This window comes from Achromobacter semiaridum, from assembly GCF_053543755.1.
On record NZ_JBLVOL010000045.1, the window covers coordinates 72,573 to 89,011 of the forward strand.

17 protein-coding genes are annotated in these 16,439 nt (G+C 65.6%); 7 read left to right on the forward strand and 10 right to left on the reverse strand.

Annotated features, from left to right (window positions below; genetic code table 11):
* Positions 1–46: 46 nt before the first annotated feature.
* Both hpnD and hpnC read right to left on the reverse strand, forming a co-directional pair.
* Positions 47–910, reverse strand: coding sequence for a presqualene diphosphate synthase HpnD (hpnD, locus tag ACNPP0_RS13600; protein ID WP_332608727.1), 864 nt, complete (start codon positions 908–910; stop codon positions 47–49).
* 16 nt (positions 911–926) lie between these two features.
* Positions 927–1,757 (reverse strand): squalene synthase HpnC, encoded by an 831-nt coding sequence (gene hpnC / locus ACNPP0_RS13605; protein ID WP_332608726.1) that lies wholly within the window; start codon positions 1,755–1,757, stop codon positions 927–929.
* A gap of 152 nt (positions 1,758–1,909) precedes the next feature.
* Between hpnC and alr the strand changes: the two genes are divergently transcribed.
* Both alr and ACNPP0_RS13615 read left to right on the forward strand, forming a co-directional pair.
* A complete protein-coding gene (gene alr / locus ACNPP0_RS13610) occupies positions 1,910–3,037 on the forward strand; it encodes an alanine racemase (protein WP_448706178.1) in 1,128 nt (375 codons plus the stop codon).
* A gap of 161 nt (positions 3,038–3,198) precedes the next feature.
* Positions 3,199–3,918 carry an SDR family oxidoreductase gene (locus ACNPP0_RS13615; protein WP_046804732.1) on the forward strand — a complete coding sequence of 240 codons (720 nt, stop codon included), beginning with the start codon at positions 3,199–3,201 and terminating at the stop codon, positions 3,916–3,918.
* A gap of 77 nt (positions 3,919–3,995) precedes the next feature.
* Here ACNPP0_RS13615 and hpaI read toward each other — a convergent pair whose 3' ends face one another.
* From hpaI to ACNPP0_RS13635, 4 genes are read right to left on the reverse strand one after another with little or no spacing between them, the layout of a single operon-like run.
* Positions 3,996–4,796 carry a 4-hydroxy-2-oxoheptanedioate aldolase gene (gene hpaI, locus ACNPP0_RS13620; protein WP_448706180.1) on the reverse strand — a complete coding sequence of 267 codons (801 nt, stop codon included), beginning with the start codon at positions 4,794–4,796 and terminating at the stop codon, positions 3,996–3,998.
* Positions 4,797–4,811: 15 nt separating this feature from the next.
* A complete protein-coding gene (gene hpaH, locus ACNPP0_RS13625) occupies positions 4,812–5,615 on the reverse strand; it encodes a 2-oxo-hept-4-ene-1,7-dioate hydratase (protein ID WP_332608723.1) in 804 nt (267 codons plus the stop codon).
* Between the two features lie 18 nt (positions 5,616–5,633).
* Positions 5,634–6,389 (reverse strand): fumarylacetoacetate hydrolase family protein, encoded by a 756-nt coding sequence (locus ACNPP0_RS13630; protein WP_448706181.1) that lies wholly within the window; start codon positions 6,387–6,389, stop codon positions 5,634–5,636.
* A gap of 10 nt (positions 6,390–6,399) precedes the next feature.
* Positions 6,400–7,446, reverse strand: a complete 1,047-nt coding sequence (locus ACNPP0_RS13635; RefSeq protein WP_448706182.1) for a fumarylacetoacetate hydrolase family protein — start codon at positions 7,444–7,446, stop codon at positions 6,400–6,402.
* Between the two features lie 187 nt (positions 7,447–7,633).
* On the opposite strand from ACNPP0_RS13635, the gene hpaE reads away from it, so the two are divergent.
* Positions 7,634–9,100, forward strand: coding sequence for a 5-carboxymethyl-2-hydroxymuconate semialdehyde dehydrogenase (gene hpaE / locus ACNPP0_RS13640; RefSeq protein WP_332608721.1), 1,467 nt, complete (start codon positions 7,634–7,636; stop codon positions 9,098–9,100).
* Between the two features lie 22 nt (positions 9,101–9,122).
* Positions 9,123–9,974: a 3,4-dihydroxyphenylacetate 2,3-dioxygenase gene (gene hpaD, locus ACNPP0_RS13645; RefSeq protein WP_332608720.1), complete on the forward strand. Its 852-nt coding sequence runs from the start codon at positions 9,123–9,125 to the stop codon at positions 9,972–9,974.
* A 27-nt stretch (positions 9,975–10,001) separates the two neighbouring features.
* Here the strand turns inward: hpaD and hpaR are convergent, their stop codons facing one another.
* Both hpaR and ACNPP0_RS13655 read right to left on the reverse strand, forming a co-directional pair.
* A complete protein-coding gene (hpaR, locus tag ACNPP0_RS13650; RefSeq protein ID WP_448706183.1) occupies positions 10,002–10,472 on the reverse strand; it encodes a homoprotocatechuate degradation operon regulator HpaR in 471 nt (156 codons plus the stop codon).
* A 142-nt stretch (positions 10,473–10,614) separates the two neighbouring features.
* Entirely contained in the window at positions 10,615–11,244 is a 630-nt protein-coding gene (locus ACNPP0_RS13655) for a hypothetical protein (protein ID WP_332608718.1), read from the reverse strand.
* 352 nt (positions 11,245–11,596) lie between these two features.
* Here ACNPP0_RS13655 and radA point away from each other — a divergent pair, with 352 nt between their 5' ends.
* The 3 genes from radA to ACNPP0_RS13670 all read left to right on the forward strand — a co-directional run bounded on the left by radA (position 11,597) and on the right by ACNPP0_RS13670 (position 14,209).
* Positions 11,597–12,958, forward strand: coding sequence for a DNA repair protein RadA (gene radA / locus ACNPP0_RS13660; protein ID WP_046804723.1), 1,362 nt, complete (start codon positions 11,597–11,599; stop codon positions 12,956–12,958).
* Between the two features lie 48 nt (positions 12,959–13,006).
* Entirely contained in the window at positions 13,007–13,810 is an 804-nt protein-coding gene (locus ACNPP0_RS13665; RefSeq protein WP_448706184.1) for a sulfite exporter TauE/SafE family protein, read from the forward strand.
* Between the two features lie 162 nt (positions 13,811–13,972).
* The gene (locus ACNPP0_RS13670) at positions 13,973–14,209 is read left to right on the forward strand and encodes a hypothetical protein (protein ID WP_332608716.1); all 237 of its coding nucleotides are present in this window, start codon (positions 13,973–13,975) and stop codon (positions 14,207–14,209) included.
* 153 nt (positions 14,210–14,362) lie between these two features.
* Here the strand turns inward: ACNPP0_RS13670 and ACNPP0_RS13675 are convergent, their stop codons facing one another.
* Positions 14,363–15,319 carry a 2-hydroxyacid dehydrogenase gene (locus ACNPP0_RS13675; protein ID WP_448706185.1) on the reverse strand — a complete coding sequence of 319 codons (957 nt, stop codon included), beginning with the start codon at positions 15,317–15,319 and terminating at the stop codon, positions 14,363–14,365.
* 117 nt (positions 15,320–15,436) lie between these two features.
* Entirely contained in the window at positions 15,437–16,408 is a 972-nt protein-coding gene (locus ACNPP0_RS13680) for a Bug family tripartite tricarboxylate transporter substrate binding protein (protein ID WP_332608714.1), read from the reverse strand.
* Between the last annotated feature and the right edge of the window lie 31 nt (positions 16,409–16,439).

A 16,439-nucleotide genomic window follows, 5' to 3' on the forward strand; every position in this document is an offset into this window, starting at 1 on the left:
ATGCTGGCCGCCAAGCCGGCCCAGCCCGCGCCAATTACCGCCGCCTTCACCGCGCCAGCCGGCGGACCAGTCCGCGTCCGCCGCCCACCCAGGTTTTCCAGGCCAGCCACAGCTTGCGCAGTGGCGTCAGCGAGATGCGCTGGTGCAGCACCTGCCAGTTGTCGCGCTCGATTTCATCAAGCAGCGCGTAGTAGATGGCGGCCATCATCAAGCCCGGCCGCTGCGAACGGCGGTCGACCTCGGGCAGGTTGCTCATGGCTTCGCGATAGAGTTCGCGGGCGCGATCGGCCTGGAACTTCATCAGCGCGCTGAAGCGCTCGGAGTATTCGCCATTCAGGATGTCCGAAGCCTTGACCTCGAACTGCTGCATGTCGTTGACCGGGATGTAGATGCGGCCACGGCGCGCGTCGTCGCCGACGTCGCGGATGATGTTCGTCATCTGGAACGCCAGACCCAGCTTTTCGGCGTAGACCAGCGTCTTGGGATCGCTATAGCCGAACACGCCGGCAGACAATTCGCCCACCACGCCGGCCGCGTGCCAGCAGTATTTGCGCAGGCCGGGCCAGTCCAGGTAGCGCGTCTGGTCCAGGTCCATTTCCATGCCGTCCACCACCGCCAGCAGGCGCTCGCGGGTGATGGAACAGGTTTCCAGGTGCGGTTGCAGCGCGCGCGTCACGGGGTGATCGGGCTTGCCGTCGAACATCTGGTCAACCTGCGTGCGCCACCAGGCCAGCTTGATGCGGGCCAGCGACGGGTCGGTGCATTCGTCGACCACGTCGTCCACTTCGCGGCAGTAGGCGTAAAGCGCCGTGATCGCGCGGCGGCGTTCGGGCGGCAGGAACAGGAATGAGTAGTAGAAGCTGGAACCGCTTTTGGCGGCTTTCTCCTGGCAATATTCGTCAGGGGTCATAGATAGGCAGGGCCTGTTACTTGATAGAGCGCCACAGCATGATGGCCCAGTCTTTGGCGCCCAATTCGGGGCGGTTCATGAATACATCGTAGCCGCTGGCTTCGATACGCTCCAGCACGCGCAGCCCGCCTTGCACCACCAGGCGCAACTCCAGGCCGATGCGGCCGGGCAGGCGGCGCGCCAGCGGAGCGCCGAAGTGTAGCAGCGCGCGCGTGCGTTCAACCTCAAAGGCCATCAGCTCGCGCCATTGCGCGGTCAGCCGGCATGCGGCCAGGTCTTCTTCGGTGACGCCATGGCGGCGCAGGTCTTCCTGCGGCAGATAGACGCGCTGCTTGTGCCAATCGACCCGCACATCCTGCCAGAAGTTCACCAGTTGCAAGCCGGTGCAGATGGCGTCGCTTTCGGCCACGTCTTGCGGGCTGGACGCGTCGAACAGATGCAGCATCAGGCGGCCCACCGGGTTGGCCGAACGCGTGCAGTAGTCGGCTAGCGTGGCGTAGTCTTCGTAGCGCTTGACGGCAATGTCCTGCTCGAACGCGGACAGCAGGTCGTAGAACGGCGTGATGGGCAGTTGATGGCGCGCGATGGTCTGGGCCAGCGGCGTGAAGATGTCGGCCAGCGGCGGCAAGCCTGGCGCGGGCGTCACGCCCGGTTCGGCGCCAATGCGGTGAAGTTCGGTGCGAAAGGCCGCCAGCTGCGCCAGCCGCTCTTCGTCGGACGCGCTGCCTTCATCGGCAATATCGTCCGCCGCGCGGGCAAACCGGTAGATATCGGTCACGGCGCCGCGCAGCCTGCGCGGCAACAGCAGCGAGGCGACGGGAAAGTTCTCGTAGTGATCGATGGACATGGATAACGGGTACAGGGGGCGGTCCCGGGACGGGATCGCACCATTTTAGAGTAGTCGCCTTTGGGGGCGTGATGCCATCAGAGATGTCATTGCAGAGGCCCTCCCTCTCGGGCGGCGATCAGTTAGACTTAAGCGCCACAGGATCTCACACCATGCCGCGCCCCATATCCGCCACTGTCTCCGTCTCCGCGCTTGCGCACAATCTTGCCACCGTGCGCCACCATCTTGAGCAAACCGCCGCCGCCGCGGCCGGGCTGCCGCCGTCCATCTGGGCGGTCATCAAGGCCAACGCCTACGGCCACGGCATTGAGCAGGCGGTGACGGGGTTTTCCAAGGCGCAGGGCCTGGCCATGCTGGATCTGGACGAAGCCGTGCGCTGCCGCGAGGCCGGTTGGGGCGGCCCGATCCTGCTGCTGGAAGGGTTCTTCAAACCCGCCGACCTGGATCTGGTCGACCGCTATCACCTGAGCACCACCGTACACAACCGCGAACAGCTGGACATGCTGTCGCGCGCCCGCTTTACCCGGCGCGTGGACGTCATGCTCAAGCTGAATAGCGGCATGAACCGGCTGGGCTTCAGCCCGGCGTCTTATCCCGCCGCGCATGAGCGCGCCATGTTGCTACAGCAGCAGGGCACGTTGGGGTCGGTGGGCAAGATGACGCACTTTGCCTGCGCCGACGGCCCCCAGGGTGTGACCGAGCAGCTGGCCCTGTTTAATTCGGTGACGCATAAGATGCCCGGCACGGTCAGCGTATGCAACTCGGCCGCCACGCTGCGCTTTGCCGACATCGCGGTCAGCTCGCCCACGCAGACGCATTGGGTGCGCCCGGGCATCTGCCTGTACGGCGCGTCGCCGTTCGCCGATGCCGAAGCCGCGTCGTTCGGCTTGAAGCCGGCCATGACGCTAAGTTCCGAAATCATCGCCGTGCAGGAACTCAAGGCGGGCGATTCCGTAGGCTACGGCGCAATCTTCCGCGCCGAACGCGCCATGCGGATCGGCATCGTCGCCTGCGGCTACGCCGACGGCTACCCGCGCCACGCCACCACCGGCACGCCCGTGGTCGTGGCGGGCATCCGCACGCAGCTGGTCGGCCGCGTGTCAATGGACATGCTGATCGTCGACCTGGACCCGATTCCTGCCGCGGGTGTCGGCGCGCCAGTGGTGTTGTGGGGCGAAGATGGCCCGTCGGTGGACGAAGTGGCACAGGCCGCCGGCACCATCGGCTACGAATTGCTGTGCGCCCTGGCGCCGCGCGTGCCGGTCAGCCGCGACGCCTGAGCGATCCGCCGCCTGGTCTGGCCGATTTTGGCCGGGTGTCCGGTGCGCAGAAATTGCTACGCAATTTACAAGACAGCCATCTCCGGATGGTGTCTACTTGGAACACCGGGCGCCCAAGCGCCCGTTTTTGACCCAGCAATCTGACGACGAGGTTTCAATCCATGAAGGACAAATGCGTGCTCATTACGGGCGCCACCAAGGGCATAGGCTGGGCGCTGACGCAGCGTCTGTCCGACATGGGCTGTCATGTGGTCGGCATTGCGCGGAACACCACCGATGTGGACTTTCCCGGCTATCTGTACGCCTGTGACCTGGCTGACGCCGGCCGCACCGAGGAAGTGCTGCGCGAAATCCGCGAGAAGTTTCCCGTGGACGCCGTGGTCAACAACGTGGGCATCGCGTCGCCGCAGCCCTTGGGCGAGATCGACCTGGCCACGCTGTACAACGTGCTGGACCTGAACGTGCGCGTGGCGGTGCAGGTCACCCAGGCGTTTATCGAATCCATGAAGGTGCGTCGCGCCGGCCGTATCGTTAACGTGGTCAGCCGCGCCATCCATGGCGGGTTGGACCGTACGGCGTACTCGGCCGCCAAGAGCGCGCTGGTGGGCTGCACCCGCACGTGGGCGCTTGAACTGGCCGAATACGGCGTGACCGCCAACGCGGTGGCGCCCGGCCCGATCGAAACGGAAATGTTCCGCGCCACCCGTCCGGCGGGTAGCGATGGCGAAAAACGCGCGCTGGCCTCCGTGCCCATGAAGCGCCTGGGCACGCCGGCCGAAGTGGCGGCGGCCATTGCCTTCCTGCTGTCCGACGACGCCGGTTTTATTACCGGCCAGGTGCTGGGCGTGGACGGCGGCGGCAGCGTGGCGGGCCGATCCTGATCACGGTCTGGCCCAAACTAAAAGCGCACCGGAATGAGTCGGTGCGCTTTTTTTCTGCCGTTTGATGCGTCGTAGATTCAGTAGGGGCCTTTGCCCGCCGCCACCGGCCGCACGTCCTTGAATTCGCCGGCCAGTTTTTCCGCCGCGCGCGCCAGCAGCACGGCGTCCACGCCCACGGCCACGAAGGTCGCGCCCAAGGACAGGTAGTGCTTGGCCTGTGCCACTCCGCTGTGCAGGATGCCGGCGGCCTTGCCCGACCGCACAATGCGCGCAATGGCCTGGTCGATGGTCGCCAACACCTCGGGGTGATCCGGCTGGCCCAAAAAGCCCATGCCTGCCGACAGGTCGGCCGGGCCGATGAAGGCCCCATCCACCCCGTCCACCGCCAGGATGTCGTCCAGCGCGTCGATGCCGGCCGGCGTTTCAATCTGCACCAGCACGCACATCTGATCGTTGGCGCGTTCCAGGTAGTTGGGGATGCGGTTCCAGCGCGAGGAACGCGCCAGCGCGCTGCCCACGCCCCGGATGCCTGCCGGCGGATAGCGCACGGCGGCCACGGCCGCGCGCGCTTCGTCGGCGGACTGGATCATCGGCACCAGCAAGGGCTGCGCGCCGGTGTCCAGGATCTGCTTGATCTGTACCGGGTCGTTCCACGCCGGGCGCACCACGGGCGCCACCGGGTAGGCGGCCACCGACTGCAATTGCGACAAGGTGGTCTGCAAGGTGTTCGGCGCATGTTCGCCGTCGATCAGCAGCCAGTCGAAGCCGGCGCCCGCGATGATTTCCGATGTGTAGGCGCTGGCCAGGCCGGCCCACAGGCCAATCTGGGGTTGGCGGTCGCGCAAGGCTTGCTTGAAGGTATTGGTCAGGATGTCCATGGACGGCGTGCCGTGTTAGTTGAAATGACAGTTGACGGAACCCAGCGCGCCGTAATCGACGTGGAAGGTGTCGCCCGGCCGCGCGGCCACGGGGCGGGTGAACGAGCCCGACAGAATGATCTCGCCCGCTTCAAGCGCCACGTCGTGGGCGGCCAGCTTGTTAGCCAGCCATACTACGCCATTGGCCGGGTGATTCAAGACGCCCGCGGCCACGCCGGTTTCTTCGATCACCGCGTTGCGTGACAAAATCGCGCCGACCCAGCGCAGGTCGAAATCGCCCATCTTCACAGGCCGCCCGCCCATCACCACGCCTGCGTTCGCCGCGTTGTCGGCAATGGTGTCGAACACCCTGCGCGGGCGCTTGGTGTCGGGGTCGATGCCGTGCGAGCGCGCGTCAATGATCTCCAGCGCGGGGATCACGTAGTCAACCGCGTCATATACCTGGAACAGCGTCACCCGGGGGCCTTGCAGCCGCTTGCCCAGCACGAAGGCCAACTCGACTTCCAGGCGCGGCAGGATGAAGCGGCCGGCGGGAATGGTGCCGCCGTCCTCGAAGAACATGTCGTCCAGCAGCATGCCGAAATCGGGCTCGTCGATCTGCGATGACTGCTGCATCGCGCGGGACGTCAGGCCGATCTTGTGGCCGCGCTTGACGCGGCCTTCGGCCAGCTTGATGTCCATCCAGGCGCGCTGCACGGCGTAGGCGTCAGCGATATCGATGTCGGGATGGTCCAGCGAAATCTGGCGGATCTGCGTTCGCGTTCGTTCCGCTTCATGCAGGCGCGCGGCGATGCTGCGTACGGTTTGGGTGTCTAGCATAGAGAGTCCGGTTAAAGGTTAAGACGGGAAGGGCGCCAGCGTGTTGACCAGCCTTCCGACGCCTTCGATTTCGGTCACGACCTGGTCGCCGGGCATGACGTTGACGATGCCGTCCGGCGTGCCGGTCAGGATCAGGTCGCCGGGGGACAAGGTCATGAAGCTGCTGAAGTATTCAATCAGCGCGGGCACGTCGAACACCATGTCGCGCGTGTTGCCCAGCTGGGTCTGAACGCCGTTGACCGTGGTACGCAGGGTCAGGTTCATGGGGTCGGGCACGTCGTCGCGGTCCACCAGCCAGGGGCCCAGCGGCGTGCACGTGTCGCGGTTTTTCACGCGCAGGTTCGGGCGATACCAATTTTCCAGGTAGTCGCGCAGCGCATAGTCGTTGGCCACGGTGTAGCCCGCTACATAGTCGTAGGCTTGCCCGCGCGGGACGTTGCGCGCCGTCTTGCCGATGACCACGGCCAGCTCGCACTCGTAGTGCATGAAGGCTACGTCGGCCGGGCGCAGCGTATGCGCACGATGACCCACGAAGGTGTTCGCGGCTTTCAGAAAGCCCAGGGGCTCGTCGGGCGCCTTGAACGCGAGTTCCTTGGCGTGGTCCGCGTAGTTGATGGCCAGCGTGAAGGTCGTGCGCGGTTCGATGGGCGGCAACCACGTCACGGCGTCTTCCGCCAGGACGCGCCCGTCTGGCAGCAGGACGCTGCCCGGCGCGCTGTCCGCTTCGGTCACGGTGTGAATGGCGCCTTCGTAGGCGATGCGTGCGTGTTTCATGGCGATGTCCTCAGGATGCGGCCAACGTGTTGCCCAGCGTGCCGACCTGAGCGATGCGGATGTCAAAGCGTTGCCCGGCACGCACGCGTGGCGCGTCGTGCGGCGTGCAGACCAGCAGGATGTCGCCGGCGTCAAAGCTCATGAAGTCGGTTACGTCGGCGATCAGGCGCGCAACGGGGCGGATCAGGTCGGCGGTGCTGGCGCGTTGCCTGACGACGCCATCCACCAGCACTTCGATGGCCAGCGCATCCGGGTCGATTGCCGGCGATGCCGGCGCCAGCGTATCGCCGATGGGGCAGAAGCCATCGCGGCACTGTTGTTTAAGGGCGGGCCGGAAGTAGCTGTCGTGCGGCACGGACAGGTCCGCCACCACGCGATAGCCCGCCACGTAGTCCAGCGCATCCGCCTGGCTGACTCGGCTGGCGCGGCGCGCGAACACCACGCCCAGGCAAGCGCCCACCTGCACCTCTTGCACATCGGCGGGCAGCGTGATGGTGGCGCCATCGCGTGCATAGGTGTTGGCGGGCTTGATGTACAGCACGGGCGCGCGCGGCGCGGCCTTGTAGGGCGGCGCGTTGACGGCGTCGCCCAGCGCGTCCAGAGACTGGCGCGTGTTGAGCGCCACGCCAACCACGGTGCGCGGCGGCTGCGCCAAGGCCGCGCTGGCCGCTTCGGCGCGCTGCGCAAGATAGTGGCGGTAGTTATTGTGCTTGTAGTTCAGCACCGGGTCCGCTTCTTCGATCTGCATCGAAATGCCCAAGGGCCGCATGGCCAGATGCGGAGCCAGCGCGGTGTTCAGCGCCTGGAACACCCGCTCGCCCAACGCCGCCTTTTGCGCGTCGGTGCGGCCGTGGCCGATGCGCAGCACGACGTGCACGAAGGCGTTGTCGGGGTGGCCGTCCACGATCAGGCAGTCGTCCACGCGTAGCGCCCGGGTGCGGGCGCCGGCCAGCGGAAACAGGCTGCCGTCGCCAATGGCGGCGCCTTGCACCGCGCGCATCAGCGCGCGGGTATCCAGGGCAAGGTTGCCTGAATACTCGATCCAGATATGGGGCATGGTGTCTCCGCCATAATAGTTAGCATGTTAATTAGAATAGCGGGAAAGTCGGTTGGCGGCAATGCGCCGGACGCGCGATGCGGCGCGGGAATCCCGCCGTTGACAGCGCCACGTCAGGCAGCATAAAGTTAACGTGTTAATTAAATGGGGCGGCGCATCGCGCCGCGATAAGAACAAGGAGCCGCACGTGAGCATCAAGCATTGGATCAACGGCCAGCAAGTCGATAGCGCTGACCGCTTCGTCACCTACAACCCGGCCACGGGCGAGGCCATCGCCGAAGTGGCGGCGGGCGGGCAGAAAGAAATCGACGCGGCCGTGGCGGCGGCGGCGGATGCGTTTCCCAAGTGGGCCAACACGCCCGCCAAGGAGCGCGCGCGGTTGATGCGCCGCCTGGGCGAACTCATCGACGCCAACGTGCCGCACCTGGCCGAACTTGAAACGCAGGACACGGGCCTGCCCATTTCGCAAACGCGCAAGCAGCTGATTCCCCGCGCGTCCGAGAACTTCAATTTTTTTGCCGAAGTCTGCACCCGCATGAACGGCCACACGTATCCCGTGGACGACCAAATGCTGAACTACACGCTGTATCAGCCGGTGGGCGTGTGTGCGTTGGTGTCGCCCTGGAACGTGCCCTTCATGACGGCCACCTGGAAGACGGCGCCGTGCCTGGCGCTGGGCAATACCGCCGTGCTGAAGATGTCAGAATTGTCCCCCTTGACGGCCGACCAACTGGGCCGGCTGGCGCTTGAAGCCGGCATCCCCGCCGGCGTGCTGAACGTGGTGCAGGGCTATGGCGCAGATGCCGGCGATGCGCTGGTGCGGCATCCTGGCGTGCGCGCCATCTCGTTCACGGGCGGCACGGTCACCGGCAAGAAAATCATGGCCAGCGCGGGCGGCATCAAGAAATACTCGATGGAGCTGGGCGGCAAATCGCCCGTGCTGATTTTTGACGACGCCGATGTAGACCGCGCGCTGGACGCGGCGCTGTTCACGATCTTTTCGCTGAACGGCGAACGCTGCACCGCGGGCTCGCGCATCTTCGTGCAGCAATCCATCTACGACGATTTCGTGCGCAAGTTCGCCGCGCGCGCCCAGCGCCTGGCGGTGGGCGACCCCACTGATGAGGCTACCCACGTGGGCGCGATGATCACGCGTCAGCACTGGGAAAAGGTCACCGGCTACATCCAGCTGGCCGAACAGGAAGGGGCGCGTATCCTTGCGGGCGGCGCGGGCAAGCCGGACGGGCTGCCGGCCCATCTGGCGGGCGGCAACTTTGTGCGGCCCACGGTGCTGGCGGACGTGGACAACCGCATGCGTTGCGCGCAGGAAGAAATTTTTGGGCCCGTCGCCTGCCTGATCCCGTTCAAGGACGAAGCCCACGGGCTGGCGCTGGCCAACGACGTCAAATATGGCCTGGCCTCGTACATCTGGACTAGCGACATCGGCCGCGCGCATCGCTTGGCGCGCGGCATCGAAGCAGGCATGGTGTTCATCAACAGCCAAAACGTGCGCGATCTGCGCCAGCCGTTCGGCGGCACCAAGGAATCCGGCACGGGACGCGAAGGCGGGGAATACAGCTACGAGGTGTTCGCCGAAATCAAGAACGTGTGCGTGTCGATGGGCAGCCACCACATCCCCAGATGGGGCGTGTGAATGCAACAAGGAGACAACCATCATGGGTAAGCTTGCACTGGCCGCCAAGGTGACCCACGTGCCGTCGATGTACTTGTCGGAGCTTCCGGGCAAGCATCACGGTTGCCGAGAGGCCGCCATCGAAGGCCACCGCATCATCGGCCAACGCTGCCGCGAGCGGGACGTGGACACGATCGTGGTGCTGGACGTGCATTGGCTGGTGAACGCGGGGTATCACGTCAACGCCAACCGCGCCTTCAAGGGCTGCTACACCAGCAACGAACTGCCGCATTTCATCAAGGACATGCGCTACGCGTACGATGGCAACCCCGACCTGGGTCGCCGCATCGCCGAAAGCGCCAACGCAGCGGGCGTGGGTACGCGCAGCCACGAAATCGACAGCCTGGAACTGGAATACGGCACGCTGGTGCCCATGCGCTACATGAACGGCGATGGCCGCTTCAAGGTGGTCTCGGTGGCGGCGTGGTGCGCCTGGCATACCCTGGACGACAGCCGGCGTTTCGGCGCGGCGCTGCGTCAGGCCATCGATGCCGGCGACAGCCGTGTTGCCGTGCTGGCCAGCGGGTCGTTGTCGCACCGCTTCAACGACAACAACAGTCCCGAAGCCGCCATGCACCAGATCAGCCGCGAATTCTTCAAACAGGTGGATCTGCGTGTCGTCGATCTTTGGCGCCAGGGCGACTGGAAGACGTTCTGCGCCATGCTGCCCGAATACGCCGACCTGTGCGTGGGCGAGGGCGGCATGCACGACACCGCCATGCTGCTGGGCCTGTTGGGGTGGGACGGGTACGACAAGCCAGTGGAAATCGTCACCGACTACTTCACCAGTTCGGGCACGGGGCAGATCAACGCGATCTTTCCGGTGCCGGACTAAGTCGCGGCAGACGGCCGGCAGACGCGGCTACGCGTCGGCCGTGTCCTTGGCGTCGGCCGGGGGCGGGTCACGGCGTATCAGCTCGACCATCGTGTCAACGTCCTGGTACAGGCGGTCGAGCAATTCCTTGCCGATCTTGGCCTCGATTTCCTGATACTTCGCGTCCACGTGCGGGCGCATGCGGTCGATCAGTTTGTGGCTCTTGGGAGTCAGGGATATTTCCTGGCGACGCTGGTCCGCGCTGGACCGGGCGCGTTTGATCAGGCCCTGTTCTTCCATGCCGGCCAGCATCCGCGTCAGGCTGGGGCTGAGGATCTGGCAACTACGCGCAATCTGATTGGGCTCCATCGCGCCCGTTTCGCTAAGGGTGCGCAACACCCGCCATTGTTGTTCGGTGACGCCGGCCGCGTGCAGCACGGGGCGGAAATGCGCCATCAGGGTTTCGCGCGCGTATAGCAGCAGGTGGGGAAGATTGCGGTGGTGGAAGCTCGGACTCATGGCGGCTATGTTAGCAAGAAGCCGCCCAATTTTTGACCACAAATTTTGATGCGTCATGCACGCAACACCGCCGCCCGCGGCGCCTGAAGGGCGGGGCGGCGGCGGTGCGGCCAAGCCCGTGCGGGGGTGCTATGTCCGCCCGTCAGGCCGGATTCTGCTGAGCCAATTCCTGCAAGTCGTCGGGCAAGGTCAGGTCGGGCGCGCCTTGTTGCAGCTCGTGCAAGGCCTGCACGGCATCGGCTTGCTGGTCGTCTTGCACCAACTGCCGGATGTGCGCCACGCGGGCCTCGATATCGGCTTCGCTGAACGCCACGACCTCGGTGGCCGTCGCGTCACCCTCTTGAGCAACGCCCGCGGGGGCGGCTTGCGCCTGCGGTTCGGCGGTGGCCGCCGGTAGCGGCGGGGCGGCGGCAGGTTCGTTTTGGGGGGCAGAGACGCGCTGGGCCACGGCGGCCGACTTGCCCGCCAGTGCTTCCGTCAAGGCAATGGGGGACGGGCTGCGGTCGGTGCTGCTGTCATGGGAGGCGGTCAGCGGCGCGTTCTGATCTTGCATGTCCGCGGCTTCGCGCATGTCCGTCCAGGCGAACAGGCCGGCGACCATGGCCGCGCAGGCGGCGGCGGCCCAGCCGGGGTGCCAACTGTGGCCGGGGTGCCAGGCGCGACGTACCGCCGCGTCCAGTTCGGGACTGCTGCCGGGTCCGGGCTTGCGGTACAGGGCGCGCAGATCCCGTTCATCGTCTTCGTCGAAGGGGGGCCGATAGGTAATGCTCATGCGCGTACTCCTCGCGGCGGCGTCTGGTGGCGGGACGCCTACGCGTTTGACCTTTGCTGGGCGCTGCGCCGGGGGGCCGGCGGTCTCGTCGTGGCTAGGGTCGTGTTCCGGTTTATGCGGCCAGGGCCGCAGGGCGAATGCGCCGCGATTCCCGTTGCTGCGCCCTGACGGGCGTTCGGCGCCGGGTATGCCGCCCTGGGCTGGGCGGTTCGACAATGCGCTGCACTCGACGATTATGCGCGATTTGCGCGATTCCGGGAGGGGTTTTCTTGCATGCCGACGATGTTATTTTGGCCCGGCCCTGTTATTGAAAGCAGATTGAAATCTTGCGCTTGCCGGTACACTTTCGCGCATGGCCAAATCCCGAACCGTATATGTGTGCGCCGACTGCGGCGGCACCACCCCGAAGTGGCAGGGTAAATGCCCGCATTGCAACGCCTGGAACACGCTGGAAGAAACCGTCGAGTCCTCGACGCCCGCCGCCGCCGCGCACCGTTACGCGCCGCTGGCGTCCGCCAGCCCGGTGCGCAGCCTGTCTGAAATCGAAGCCCGCGAAACACCACGCCAGCCGACCGGGCTGGACGAATTCGACCGCGTGCTGGGCGGCGGTCTGGTCGCCGGCGCCGTCGTGCTGATCGGCGGCGATCCGGGCATCGGCAAGTCCACGCTGTTGTTGCAGGCGCTGGCCTCGCTGTCCGAAACCACCAACGTGCTGTATGTGACGGGCGAGGAATCGGCCGAACAGGTCGCCTTGCGCGCGCGCCGGCTGGACTTGCAGACGGGCAATGTGAACCTGCTGGCCGAGATCCGCCTGGAAGCGATCCAGGCCGCCGTGTCCGAGCAGAAGCCCACCGTGGCCGTCATCGATTCCATTCAGACGCTCTACAGCGGTGAACTCAGCGCCGCGCCGGGTTCGGTGTCGCAGGTGCGCGAATGTGCGGCGCAACTGACGCGCCTGGCCAAGCAGACCGGCATCGCGATCGTCATGATCGGCCACGTCACCAAAGACGGTGCGCTGGCCGGACCGCGCGTGCTGGAACACATCGTGGACACCGTGCTGTATTTCGAAGGCGACACGCATTCCTCGTTCCGGTTGGTGCGCGCGTTCAAGAACCGCTTTGGCGCCGTCAACGAGCTGGGCGTTTTCGCGATGACCGACCGTGGCCTGCGCGGCGTGGCCAACCCGTCGGCCCTGTTCCTGTCCCAGCACGAGCAGCAGGTGGCCGGTTCCTGCGTGATGGCCACGCAAGAGGGCACGCGCCCGCTGCTGGTTGAAATCCAGGCCCTGGTCGATAGTTCACATTCGCCCAACCCGCGCCGCCTGACGGTGGGGCTTGAAGGCAACCGGCTGGCCATGTTGCTGGCGGTGATGCACCGGCACGCGGGCGTCACCACGTTTGACCAGGACGTGTTCGTGAACGCGGTGGGCGGCGTGCGCATCACCGAACCGGCCGCCGACTTGCCGGTGCTGCTGGCCATCATGTCTTCGTTGCGCGACAAGCCCTTGCCGCGCGGCCTGATCGCGTTCGGCGAAGTTGGCCTGGCCGGCGAGATCCGTCCCGCGCCGCGCGGTCAGGAACGCTTGCGCGAAGCCGCCAAGCTGGGTTTTTCAATTGCGCTCATCCCCAAGGCCAACGCCCCGCGCCAACCCATTGAAGGGTTGGAGATCTGGGCCGTGGACCGGCTGGACGCCGCGTTGGACAAGTTGCGCTGACGCGCTGTTTTCCCCTTGCCGCGCAGGCAAGGGCTGTTGGAGCAAGACGTGAGTCTGTTAGTGATTGCCGCGTGCCTGGCCGCGGGTAGCCTGATCGGTTTCATGGGCGGCGTGCTGGGCATCGGGGGCGGGCTCATCGCCATTCCGGCGCTGGTGCTGTTGATGGGCATGTCGCAGCAGTTGGCGCAGGGCACCGCGCTGATCATGGTGCTGCCCGCCATCACCATGGCGGTGAGGAAATACAACCAGCAAACGCGCATCGATAAACGGGTGGCGGCTGCCGGGGCGGCCGGCGCGGTGGTGTTCACGTGGGTGGGCGCGCGGCTGGCGCTGGGCATTGATTGCAGCCTGCTGCGTCGAAGCTTCGCGGTGTTCCTGTTCTTTATCGCGCTGTTCTACGTCTGGCAGACCTGGCGTGCCGGCCGCCTTGCCGCACGCCGTGCAGCGGGGCAAGCGCCGACCAGCGCGCAAGCGGACAAGAGGCCCGCACCGGCTTTCACGCCGCGCCGCGCCAGCGTGCTGGGCATGCTGTGCGGCACTTTGGGCGGCTTCTTCGGCGTGGGCGGCGCGGTGCTGGCCGTGCCCATCATCACCACGGTGTTCCGCTTGCCGCAGACCGTGGCACAGGCGCTGGCGCTAAGCATGGTGATCCCCGGTTCGACCATCGCGCTGATTACGTATGGATGGGCGGGCCAGGCGGACTGGATGGTGGGTGTACCCCTGGCCATCGGCAGCCTGTTGTTCGTGCCAGTGGGTGTGCGCCTGGCCTACAAGCTGCCTGAACGCAAACTGAGAGCCTGCTTCGCGTTGATGCTGTTCGCCACCGTGGCGTTGCTGGCGTTTGAATCATAGGCATGACTTGGGACCATATTTCCAAGCGTTAGCAGCCGAAATTTTCTGGTTCCGCGTTGAACCTTCGCGGCGCGTGAACTTCAAACGGAGTACGGGGTAAGCGGCGATGTTGCCGCCCCGTGTCGGTTAGGCTTCGGCCTTGCACATTCAGGAGTTCATGTAATGACGACTCACTCCCGTATCGCTGCGTTTTTATCCACCTCGGCCTTGTGCCTCGGTCTTGCTGCTGCGCCTTCGGCGTTCGCGGCGGGCGCCGATGCCACGGCCAAGGCGGGTGATACCAAGACCCACGCGCAGCACAAGCATCACAAGTCTGACAAAACGTCCGCCAAACCGGCGGCCGCGAAATCAGGCGCAACAAAGATGGACCATTCCGGCGCCACGACGCCGGCGAAGTAGGCAGGGGGCTGAAAAGCCCAACGTAGTTCCTTTGCAGGAAGACTACCGACCTCTTGGGGCCGGAAAGTCGAAAGCCTCTCGGTATGGGCACCGAGAGGCTTTTTCATTTTTGCTTTCTGCTATCTGCCTTGCCGCGCCAACGCGCGGCGGCGTTCATTCCACCGGCGTGATCACGCGGCCCGTGTCGAAGTACGCCTTCAGGTTGTCCAGCATCAGGTTTTCCATGGCCAGGCGCGTCTCCAGCGTGGCGCTGCCGATGTGCGGCAGCACGACGGCGTTGTCGCCGGTCTTCAGCGCGTCCGGCACCTTGGGTTCGTGCTCGAACACGTCCAACGCGGCGCAACCCACCTTGCCCGCTTCCAAGGCGGCCACCAGCGCGGCCTCGTCAATGACCGGGCCACGCGCGATGTTGACGATGATGCCCTTGGGGCCCAACGCTTCCAGCACGGCCTGGTTGACCAGGTGGCGCGTGCTGGGCCCGCCCACCGTTGCGACCACCAGGAAGTCAGCCCACGCGGCCAGATCCACCAGCGATGCTTCATAGCCGTACGAGATGTCGTCGCGCTTTCTGCGGTTGTGATAGCGCACGTCCATGTCGAAACCCGTGCCCCGCTTGGCGATGGCTTCGCCAATGCGGCCCAGGCCCACGATGCCCAGCTTCTTGCCGCTGACGCGCTGGCCCAGCGGGATGCTGCCATGCACCTGGCCCCATTGGCCGGCGCGCACAAAGCGTTCGCCTTGGCCCATGCGGCGCGCGCCCGCGATCAACAAGCCCCAGGCCAGGTCCGCGACGCAGTCCGTCAGCACGTCCGGCGTGTTGCTGACCTGCACGCCGCGTTTTTTGGCCGCGTCCACGTCGATGGTTTCATAGCCCACGCCCCAGCTGCAAATGGCTTTCAGGTCGGGCAGCGCGTTGATCAGTTCAGCGTCCGCGCCAAAGTTGGCTGACGTGACGACAGCGGTGATGCCCTTGCCATGCTCGGCCAAGGCCGCCTTGCGGTCAGGAAATTTCCATAGCTCCACGACGTCATAGCGGTCGGCTAGGTTCTTGTTGGCGGAGGGCGAGCCGGCCAGCGAGCCGACCTGGATGATGCGATGCTTGGTGGTCATGTTGTCGTACGGATGGGTGGCAAAACGGTCATGCTACTTGATTCGACCTTGAAAACCGCTGAGGGGATGCCCGTAGGCATCCCCGCAGGGGTTGCTTGGCCCTGGCGCGGCGGCGTTTTACTCCAGCTGGATGTTCGCCTTCTGGATGACGTCCTTCCACCGTTTGACTTCGCCTTGCTGGAACGCGGTGAACTGCTGCGGAGTATTGGCCACGACTTCAAAGCCCAGGCCTTGCAGCGTCTGCTCGGTCTTCGGGTCGCGCAGCGCGGTCTGCAAGGCCTTGGACAGCTGTTCAACCACCGCCGGCGGCGTGCCCTTGGGCACGGCGAACCCTTGCCACGAATACACCACCATGTCCTTGATGCCGGCTTCGGCCAAGGTCGGCACGTTGGGCAGATCGGTGGCGCGCGCATCGCCCGTGATGGCCAGCGCCTTGAGCTTGCCGGCCTTGATGTGGTTTTGCACCGCGCCCAGGTTCTGGAACGACACGTTCACCTGTCCGCCAATCAAGTCCGCGATGGCGGCGCCGCCGCCCTTGTAGGGCACGTCCACGCCCGTGCTGTCCGTGCGCTGGCGAAACAGCACCGCCGACAGGTGGTCGGACGACCCCGTGCCGGACGACGCGTACGACACGCTGCCCGGATTCTTCTTGGCATAGGCCACCAGTTCCGCCACCGTGCTGGCGGGGAAGTTGGGGGACGCGACCAGCACATTGGGGTTGCGCACCGCCTGCGTCAGGTAGGCAAAGTCTTTGCTGGGGTTGTAGGCCAGGTTCTTGTACAGCGCCTCGTTGATGGCGAAGGTGCCGATCGAGCCCACCATCATCGTGTAGCCATCCGGCGTGCTGCGGGCCAGCGCCTGCGCGCCGATGGCGCTGTTGGCGCCTGGCTTGTTCTCGACCACGAAGGTCTGGCCCAGGATCTTGGTCAGCGCCGGCGTGACCGAGCGCGCGGTGATGTCGGACGAGCCGCCCGGCACGAACGGCACGATCATCGTGACGGGTTTTTCCGGATAGCCGGCAGCCTGCGCCGTCGGCCCCGCAAGTAGAACGGCGCCCGCCGCGGCAGCCGCGCAGAACAGTTTATTCATGTTGTCTCCTGGTTCGCGTGGTGATGAAAAG